The organism is Bifidobacterium jacchi (assembly GCF_009078285.1).
GTDB classification, from domain to species: Bacteria; Actinomycetota; Actinomycetes; order Actinomycetales; family Bifidobacteriaceae; genus Bifidobacterium; species Bifidobacterium jacchi.
The window spans coordinates 19,306-29,103 of the sequence record NZ_RQSP01000004.1; the positions used below are offsets into that span (position 1 = coordinate 19,306).

At 62.7% G+C, this 9,798-nt stretch carries 5 protein-coding genes; 1 reads left to right on the forward strand and 4 read right to left on the reverse strand.

What is annotated here, in order from left to right:
• Positions 1-933 precede the first annotated feature (933 nt).
• From valS to EHS19_RS02015, 4 genes are all read right to left on the reverse strand, one after another.
• Positions 934-3,705: a valine--tRNA ligase gene (gene valS, locus EHS19_RS02000; RefSeq protein WP_151916153.1), complete on the reverse strand. Its 2,772-nt coding sequence runs from the start codon at positions 3,703-3,705 to the stop codon at positions 934-936.
• 102 nt (positions 3,706-3,807) lie between these two features.
• A complete protein-coding gene (locus tag EHS19_RS02005) occupies positions 3,808-5,352 on the reverse strand; it encodes an ABC transporter substrate-binding protein (RefSeq protein WP_151916154.1) in 1,545 nt (514 codons plus the stop codon).
• Between the two features lie 139 nt (positions 5,353-5,491).
• On the reverse strand, positions 5,492-6,151 hold the full coding sequence (nth, locus tag EHS19_RS02010) for an endonuclease III (RefSeq protein WP_175578246.1): 660 nt from the start codon (positions 6,149-6,151) through the stop codon (positions 5,492-5,494).
• 30 nt (positions 6,152-6,181) lie between these two features.
• Positions 6,182-6,982, reverse strand: coding sequence for a winged helix-turn-helix transcriptional regulator (locus EHS19_RS02015; protein WP_175578247.1), 801 nt, complete (start codon positions 6,980-6,982; stop codon positions 6,182-6,184).
• A 403-nt stretch (positions 6,983-7,385) separates the two neighbouring features.
• Between EHS19_RS02015 and EHS19_RS02020 the strand changes: the two genes are divergently transcribed.
• Positions 7,386-8,150, forward strand: coding sequence for a hypothetical protein (locus EHS19_RS02020; RefSeq protein WP_151916156.1), 765 nt, complete (start codon positions 7,386-7,388; stop codon positions 8,148-8,150).
• The last annotated feature ends 1,648 nt before the right edge of the window (positions 8,151-9,798 follow it).

Below are 9,798 nucleotides of genomic sequence, written 5' to 3' on the forward strand. Positions count from 1 at the left end.
TGGCCTCGGTCGCGCAGAGTCTGGGGATCTCGTCCGAGACGTTGCGCAGGCGAAGGAACAGGGCAGCGAGAGAAGCATCACCCTCGTAACGCCGCCCCGCACGCGGAACATCGTCATACAGTTAGTCACAAGGCGATCCCGTGTCCTGTGTCCCGTTTCCGTTAGCGCAAGGATTTCTCGGAAAGAAGGGCCATCTCGTAAAATCCTTGCGCTGGGATAGGGCTTAGCGCAAGGATTTTACGAACTCAGGGATTTTTCCGAGAAATCCTTGCGCTGAGCAGCGGGTTTGCGCAAGGATTTTACGAACTTGGGGCGAATCCCGAGAAATCCTTGCGCTATGAGACACCACCTTCATAAGGCACAGCCTTCCAGCGTCTCAGCGCAAGAGAATCTCGAAACAATGCCTGAGTTCGAGAAATCCTTGCGCTGAGACAGCGATTAGCGCAAGGATTTCTCGAAGAAAACGGCTATTTCGAGATTCTCTTGCGCTACGAGGCGTCCCAGCGCAAGAGAATCTCGAGCTCAAGGTAAATCCCGAGAAAACCTTGCGCTAAGCAGCGGGTGCGCTAAGCAGCTGGTTTGCGCAAGGATTTTAACAGGCCGAGCCGTTAAGCGGGAAGCCCGGTGGGCTTCCCGTAGGCGAGGTTCGAGTGAGGCGATTGCCGAACGAGAATGGGTTGGGTCTCGCCGTTGGCGAGTCCTTGATTGCGGGGCCGGAGGAGAGCCGTTAAGCGGGAAGCCCGGTGGGCTTCCCGTAGGTGAGGTGAGCGGCTGCTCTGTGGCAGCCGCGAGGGCCTCCGGTGAGGCACGCGCCTTACTTCTGCTTCACAGGCCGAGCCGTGTAGCGGGAAGCCCGGTGGGCTTCCCGTAGGTGAGGTGAGCGGCTGCCGCTATGGAGCAGCCGCGAGGGCCGCCTGTTAAGCAGAAGTATTCTTACTTCTGCTTAACAGGCGGCTCACCGAGCTCGCTGCCGTCGATCGACACGACATCGGTGTCGGCCGCACCAGCACCAACGCCCGCTCCTGCGCCGGCATCGGCAGCACCCGCATCGGCCGCAGCCTCCTCGGCGTGCTTCTCGTTGAGATCGAACTTGCCGACCACACGACCGGCCTGCGCGATGTCGTCGATGGCGGAGCGAATCGCGTCAACGCCTTCCTTGGCGGCGGACAGCGCCACCGACAGGATCGGCGTCTTCATCGAGACCTTCGCCTCGGACTTGATCTTGCGCAGCTGCTCGACGGCCTTGCCTGCCCAGGCGAGCGTCTCCGGGGAGACGCCGGACGCGGCCTGCACGTAGGGCTCGGGCGTGGGCCATGCGGCGCGGTGCACGGAACCGGCATCGGCATGCATCCAGCTCCACACCTCTTCGGTGGCGAACGGCAGATACGGCGCCAGCAGGCGTGCGAAGGCGTCAAGGCCGAGTCCCAGCGCGGTGCGCGCGGACTTCACGGCCGCCTCTGACGGCACTTTGCCGTGCGCGTCCGCAGTGCCGTAGGCGCGGTTCTTCACCAGTTCGATGTAGTCGTCGCAGAACTGCCAGAAGTAGCTTTCGATGACCTCCAGCGCCTTGGAATGCTCATAGGCCTCCAGCGCGTCGGTCGCCTGACGCACCACCAGAGCCAGCTTGGCCATCGCCGCACGATCGAGCGGCTCGGTCACATCGGCAGGATTCCATTCGGCAGTGGCGGCGGCACCCACGTGATGGTTCTCGTCCTCGCGGCCGATCGCCAGCGCGAACTTGGTCGCGTTGAGCAGCTTGATCGCGAGGCGGCGGCCGATCTTCATCTGGCCCTCGTCGTAGGTGGCATCGAGACCGAGTCGTGCGGCCGCGGCCCAGTAGCGCACCGCGTCGGCACCGAACTGCTTGATCGGCTTGTCCGGCACGACGACGTTGCCCTTCGACTTCGACATCTTCTTGTGATCGGGGTCGAGAATCCAGCCGGACAGCGTGGCATGCGCCCACGGCAGGCAGTGGTTCTCCAGATGCGCGCGATCGACGGTGCTGAACAGCCAGGTGCGGATGATGTCCTGACCCTGCGGGCGCAGATCCATCGGGAACGTGGCCTTGAACAGCGCCTGGTTCTCCTCGCCGGGCTCCTCCCAGCGGGTCACGATCTGCGGGGTGAGCGACGAGGTCGCCCACGTGTCCATGATGTCCTGCTCGGCGGTGAAGCCGCCGGGCACGTCACGCTGATCCTCGGTGAAGCCGTCCGGCACGTCGTTGGTCGGGTCGATCGGCAGCTGATCCTCGCGCGGCGTGATCGGATGATCATAGTCGGCCGAGCCGTCCTCCTTCACCGGATACCACAGCGGGAACGGCACGCCGAAGAAGCGCTGGCGGGAGATCAGCCAGTCGCCGTTGAGGCCGTGCACCCAGTTCTCGTAGCGCACGCGCATGAAGTCGGGATGGAAGTTCAGCTCCTTGCCGCGTTCGATCAGCTGCGCGTTGAGTGCTGCGTCGGTGCCGCCGTTCTTCAGGTACCACTGGCGGGATGTGACGATCTCGAGCGGCTTGTCGCCCTTCTCGTAGAAGTTCGTCATACGCTTGGTCGGCGTCGGCTCGCCATCCAGATCGCCCGATTCGCGCAGGTGGTCGACGATGATCTTGCGGGCGGAGAACGTGGTCTTGCCCTCGGTCTCCTCGAAGATCGCCTTGCCGCCCTCATCGGTGATCCAATCCGGAACCGACATGATGATGCGGCCGTTGCGCTGAATGATCGGTCGGGTCGGCAGCTTGAGATCACGCCACCATTCGACGTCGGTCACGTCGCCGAAGGTGCAGCACATGGCGATGCCGGCGCCCTTGTCCATTTCGGCGGCCGGATGCGCCAGAATCGGCACCTTCACCTTGAACAGCGGCGAGTAGACGTACTGGCCGAAGTACTGCTTGTAGCGCTCGTCGTCGGGGTTGGCGATCAGCGAGGTGCAGGCGGCCAGCAGCTCGGGGCGGGTCGTCTCGATGTAGATCGGGGTGCCGTCCTCGAAGCGGAACGCCACCTTGTGATAGAAGCCGGGGTATTCGCGCGACTCAAGCTCGGCCTGCGCCACGGCGGTCTGGAACGTCACGTCCCACAGACCGGGCGCGTCCTGCTGGTAGGCCTCGCCGCGCGCGAGGTTGCGCAGGAACGCCTTCTGCGCCACGCGCTGCGGATGCTCGCCGATGGTGTGGTAGGTCTGCGACCAGTCGATCGACAGGCCCAGCGAACGCCACAGCGCCTCGAACTGCTTCTCGTCCTTGGCGGTGAGCTGCTCGCACAGTTCGATGAAGTTCTTGCGGCTGATCGGCACCTGATCCTTGGCGTCGATCTTCTTGCCGTCGGTGCCCTCGAACGGCGGCTTGAAATCGGGATCGTACTTGAGGGACGTGTCGACGCGCACGCCGTAGTAGTTCTGCACGCGGCGCTCGGTGGGCAGGCCGTTGTCGTCCCAGCCCATCGGGTAGAACACGTCGAAGCCGCGCATGCGCTTGTAGCGGGCGATCACGTCGGTATGCGTGTAGCTGAACACATGGCCGACGTGCAGATGGCCGGAGACGGTGGGCGGCGGGGTGTCGATCGAGTACACGGCCTTGCGGTCGCGCGTGTCGCGGAACTTGTAGGTGCCGTCCTCGTCCCAGACGGCGCGCCACTTGTCTTCCAGACCGTCCACGCCGACCTTGTCGGGCAGAGGGGTCAGGTTTGCGTTGATGATGGTGCTCTCACTCATACGCGCGATTTTATGCGCGTAAGCTGACAAGGGCGGGCGGCCGCATCGCCCGGCATCATCGCCGCATCATCGCCGCATCATCACCGCCGCATCGCCGCCGTATCAGATCTGCAGATTGGCCAGCGGCAGTCGCTCGTCGGTCAGATTCTTCGGATATCCGCTGATCTTGGAATCGGCCGCCACCCAGGCGCGCTCCGCATACAGCCAGTCGCTCGCCGCATCCTGACTGACGATCTTCGCGTACGCCGCGAGCCTGCTGCGATAGTCATCGTCGTTCGTCGCGGCTTCGGCTGCCTTCCACGCCTGCTGCGCCTCGCCGCTGTTGTAGTGCAGCAGATTGTTCGACGAGCCGAACACGCTTGCGTCGCCGACGATCGCATCGGTGGTGACCATCAGCGTGTAGTCGCCGCTTTTCAGCCGTTTCGCGGCAGTCGCATCATCGACCGTTTCCATGTTCACGCTCAGGCCGACCGCCTGCAGCTGCTCGGTGACGGTATTGCCGATGGCCGCATAGCGCTGCGGCACCACGAAGTCGAGCGTACCGAAATAGCCGGCGGCGCCCGCGAAGTAGTAGATCATCGACACGGCCTTGTTCTGGTCGAACGGGAACAGGCCGGTCAGATCCTCGTATCCCGGCGACAGCGGTCCGATCGGTCCGCCAAGCGCCTTGGCCGCGTCGGGCTGGGATTTGGCGATCGACGCGTTGTCCACCGCGTGGCGGATGACCTGACGGGCCTGCTGGTCGGAGAAGATCGAGTCGGTGGAGTTGTTGAGCGCCAGCATCACGTTCGTGGTGGTGGTTCCCGATTCGACGGTGAGTCCCGGATTGGCCTTGCCAAGCGACTGCGCGGTCGCTCCGGGCAGACCGAACGCCACGTTCACCGTGCCGTCGGTGAGCGCCTTGGACAGCTGCTTGTCGTCGCCGTAGTAGCGCAGGGTGATGTGTCCGGTCTTCGCCGCCGTGCCCCAATAACGCTCGTTGCGCTCCAGCGAGATCGTCGATCCCTTCTCGAATCCGGTGACGACGAACGGGCCGGAGCCGAGCGCCTTGGATTCGTACGACAGCGTGACGTCGGCGTCATAGATGATGCCGGCGCGGCCGCTCAGCGCGCGCAGCAGCTGCGGATTGGGTTTGGACAGGGTGATGACCACCGTGCGCGCATCGGGATTCGACACGCTTTTGAGATCCTTGAGCGCGTCCGCGCCGATGTACTGGCGCTTGACGAGCTGCTGCAGCGAGAGAATCACGTCGGATGCATCGAGATTGTCGCCATTCGAGAAGCTGGTTCCCTCACGCAGCGTGAACGTGTACGTCAGCCCGTCCTTGGAAATCTCCCAGCGTTGCGCAAGCCCCGGTTCAAGCGTATTGTCCTCGCTTCGGCTCACCAGCGTCTCGTACACGTTGCCGATCAGGGCGCGTTCGATCTCCTGATCGCCGTTCGAGCGGATGTCGAGCGACTGCGGTGAGCCTTTCAGCCCCACGGTGATCGCGCTGTCCGACTGGACGGAGTACGAATCGGGCGACTGCGGAATGATGCTGCGATGATTCGCCAGCGACCATCCCACCCATACGATGGCGGACAACGCCACGAGAACCGCCGTGAAAATCAGCCAGCTGATCAGCGCGCTGCTGTGCTTCCTATGCATGGTCACCAGTATAAACGGATGCCTGATGGTTGACTGTGCTTGCGTGCCTCGCATGCGGCCGTGGTTTATGCTGCGGTTTGTACGGTGATCCATGCCGCGGTTCGCGCCGCCGTCCCGCCGCGCCGCGTCCCGCCGCTGCTCACGCCGCCGACGGGCAGGTGTCGCTCAGCGGACACGCCGCGCAGTCGGGCTTGCGCGCATGGCATACCGCCCGACCATGCAATATCAGCCTGTGGGACAGATCCGTCCACTCCTCGGGCGGAAAGCAGGCGGTGATCTCCCGTTCGATGCGCACCGGATCCGGGTGCACATCGCGCCAATCGTCACGCCATCGCAGCCGCCCGGTCAGCCGCATCACATGCGTGTCCACCGGAAATCCCGGAATATGGAACGCGTTGCCGAGCACCACGTTCGCGGTCTTCCGACCGACGCCGGGAAGCGACGTCAGCGCATCCATCGATTGCGGCACCTCGCCGCCGTAGCGTTGCGTCAACGCGGCCGACAACGCGATGATATTGCGCGCCTTGCCGCGGAAGAAGCCCAGCGGATGAATGATGTCCTCAACCCGCTCGCCAGCGGCCGCACCCAGCGAAGCCGCATCGGGAAACTCGGCGAACAGCTCCGGTGTGACCGAATTGACGCGCTTGTCGGTGGTCTGCGCGCTGAGCACCGTGGCGACCAGCAACTGCCAGGGGGAGCGGAAATCGAGCGCGCATTTCGGCGCCGGATACAGCTCGCACAGCAGTGCGTATTCGCTGTGCATCCGTTCGAGTCGGGCGCGTTTGGTTTCTCTGGGCATGGGTGTGTATGGGGTGCAGCGGCGGGATGGTTATGCTCCGGTCACGTTCGCGGCGGCATCGGAGCCGGGATCGCCGGCTGTCGCGTTCGCCGCGTGTGCATGTGCCGTTGCATCGGCATCGGCTGCCGCGTCAGCCATGTTGCTTTCCGGCGGATCGAAGCGGTATCCCACATTGCGGACTGTGCCGATGAGATGCTCGTATTCGCCGCCCAGCTTGGCGCGCAGACGCCGGATGTGCACGTCGACGGTGCGCGTGCCGCCGTAATAGTCGTATCCCCACACCTCCTGCAGCAGCTGGGCGCGGGTGAACACGCGGCCGGGATGCTGCACGAGATACTTGAGCAGCTCGAACTCCTTGTATGCCAGATCGATCGGCCTGCCGCGCAGCGACGCGGTGTATCCGTTGGTGTCAACCACCAGATTGCCCGAGCGGATCTGCCCGTCCTCCGTGGAGACGCGCGCATCGCCGCCGACCCTGCCAGACGCCGGCATCGAAGGAGCGTTGCCGCGTTCGGAAACGAGCCGCAGTCGCCCCTCCACCTCGGCTGGCGACGCGGTGGACACCACGACATCGGCGATGCCCCACTGCGAATTGACCACCGTGAATCCGCCTTCGGTCAGTATCAGCACGATGGGGGTCGACAGGCCGGACGCGTGAATCAGCCGGCACAGGGTCTTGGCGGTGGCCAGATCGTCTCGTGCGTCAAGAAACAGAATGGTGTTCTCCGGCATTTTGACGAGGCTGGCCGCATCCATCGGCAAAACGCGCACCCGATGCGACAGCAGCGCGAGCGAGGGCAGTACGGTCGCGGGATCACTGGCAAATGTCATCAGCGTAAGATCCGTCACTGTTCGCCCCCTGATAGTCCTGCGGAATCACGATACGCCCGTATGGTAACGGGTTCGTTGATTTCGGTTCATTGTATGCGCACGATATGGACACAAATGCGAGGTGAAAGCTGACTGCTGCGGCTTGGTCGCACGGCGGTGGTGTGGGGCTGGTTGCGCGACACTGGCGCGGCTGGTGGCGGCTGGCGGGGATTGGTTGCGGCGGTCTGTTGCGGTTGGCGGCTACGCTGGTTGCGGTTTGGCGAGTCGGTTGCGCGGCGAGTCGGCTGCGCGGTGCATGGCGGCATTGACGATAGGATGGACCCAAGTGACGCGCGCGAATCGCCGAAGGGCGGATTCGCTGGCGCGGAGCGTTGGTGATGACGAGGCGATGCAAGGAGCGAACATGGCGCATGACACGGATTTGCAAACGGCTGACATGGCGAAGGTCGGCGGAGCGCGTGCGCCGTTTTCCAGCGGATACGCCACGGCGCTGTCCATTGTCGCGTTGATGCCGTTTGCCGTGTTGGCCGCCGGCGGTGCCGGCCTGATCGGCATCGGCGCATGGCTCGTAGTGCTCATGGCCGTGTTCGTGGTGTGCTCGCCGCTGCGCGACGGCATGGCGGGGCATGTGGCCGCCGTGCTGCTCGGTGCCGCATCGCTGGTGTTCGCAGGTACGGATGTGCTGGCGAATGCGCTGTCCGCGCTTGGTGACGGCGGTGTTGCCAGAGTGGTCGCGTCCGGAGTGGCCGCGTCCGATCCGCGGATGTCGCGGCTGATTGCATGGTTCGCCGGCGTCGGCGGACTGCTGGTCGTGCTGATCGTGGTGTCGTTCATTCGTCAGATGGCGCGAGCGGAGCGCTCGCATCTGATTCGCGGACTGTCGCATAGCGTATTGGAAGGCGTCGCGATGGTGCTTGCCCCGGGTTGGCTGGCATTGCCGGAATACATGGCGTTGCCGGATACGGGTGCTAATGACGTGGCGATGATCGCTTCGGTCGTTGTTCTTGGAGCGCTGATCGTGGGGCTTACCGTCGCTTCGCGTTGGTGGGTTGCCGAGGCGGATCCCGACGAGCGCGCCCGCGCTCCTTGGCTTGGCATCGTCGTGCTGCCGGCATTGCTCGCCGGGCCGCTATTGGCGATCGCCACCGTGGTGGTGCCGCTGGTCTGACTCATCTGATTCGGTCTGTCGCGCTGGTGGTCTGGGTTTCTTGTGGTTTGTCTCGCTGGCGGTCTGCTGGCGGTCTGCTGGTGGTCGATGTCGCGGTTTATCCGTTTTGCGGATGGTTCGTTTCGCGGTCTAGTGGCCCGTCTCGCAGATCTCTGAGTGGCGTGTTCCCGGGCGAGGGGAGCTGGCAGCGAAACCGACTGGGGAAGAGACGGAAGACAGAGCCCTTGATTATTGGTGAGACGGATCATCAGCATGTGGTTGGTCTTGCATTTGGTCGGTCGCGCGCTTGGCCGGTCGCGCGCTTGGTCGGTCGCGCGCTTGGCCGCATGTGATTGAGGATTCCAACCGTCGTCTCTCCTGTTGCCTCCTTCGCGCCTGCCCTTCTTCATAGGGGCTTATAGGGGATCGGTGCCACTCAATCAATTGGGACGCTCGTCTGACGGTGGTCACAGGGCGCGCGTTCGGTCACAGGGCGCGCCCGCGCCGCGTGACCGTGGGGTGCAAACCCTTGATATTGCAGTGTTTTCACGATGTCGGTCACAGGGCGCGGGCGCTCCCTGTGACCATTGCGAAGCTTGCCGGGGCTGATCAGTCGAGCATGATCAGCCATTATTCAGGATTCGCTGACGTAATCATTACGGGATTCTGCGCCGATTCGAGTGATCGCGGCATGATTTCGCAAGGTCGGCCGACTCTAATAGAAGATGTCATCCGAAAGGGTGACGAGATTCCAACCGGAATCCCATAATTATAATTGAACCCCTTCTTCTCTTCCTTCTTCCTCTCCAAGGGCCCGCGGCTGGTTACCGACGGGCCCTTTCCTCATGTCGTGTGTCGCACATGACGGGCGCAAATGGTCGAAATCGAGATTGGGGGTACGAAATGGACGCTGGGACCGGACTCAGCGTCCATTTCGTACCCTGAATTGCAATATCGACCATAAAGAACGCCGAATCGTCAATAACGTCCAGCAAAACCACCAATGTGATCGGTCACATCGTGTGGTGTGGCTGTTCGGTCAGCCACGCGATGCCGAAATCTGAAGTGGTCTGATTGGTGTTCCGTCTCTACAGTGAGACGGCTTGTGCTGTCTGCTGTCGTCGATAATACTCGTTCTCCACGTCACTGGGACGGGGTCGGTCACTGGGAGCGCCCGCGCCCTGTGACTAGGGTGCCAAAAACGTTGAAATACCAAGCTTTTCATCAAGCGGTCACGGGGAGCGACCCGCTCCCCGTGACCGACCCCGCTCCCTGTGACCAAATGAATCGACATGACATTGTGTTGCGTCCCACTGATTCGTGGGATGCAACACAAAACAACGCCCGAATCGCGTTGTATCCCACTCGCTTCCCGCAGGTCCGCCTGTTTTTCATTGCGTGACTGCGAATTCAGCCACGCAATGCGATGTGACCGATTACATTGTGTTGCGTGTGTCGTTTTTGCAGTCACGCGACTAGTTGTGATCGGTTACATCATGTGACGTGACAAATCGGTCAGCCACGCGATGCAAAAATCGCCTGTTTGTTCATCGCGTGGCTGCCGATGATAAACCGCGAGAAAACCATCGTTGTGTTGAATAAATACAAAATGGCGGAATTCCAACGTTTTTGGACAGTGCTGTGTCAGGCGTACGTGTCAGGGGGGCGT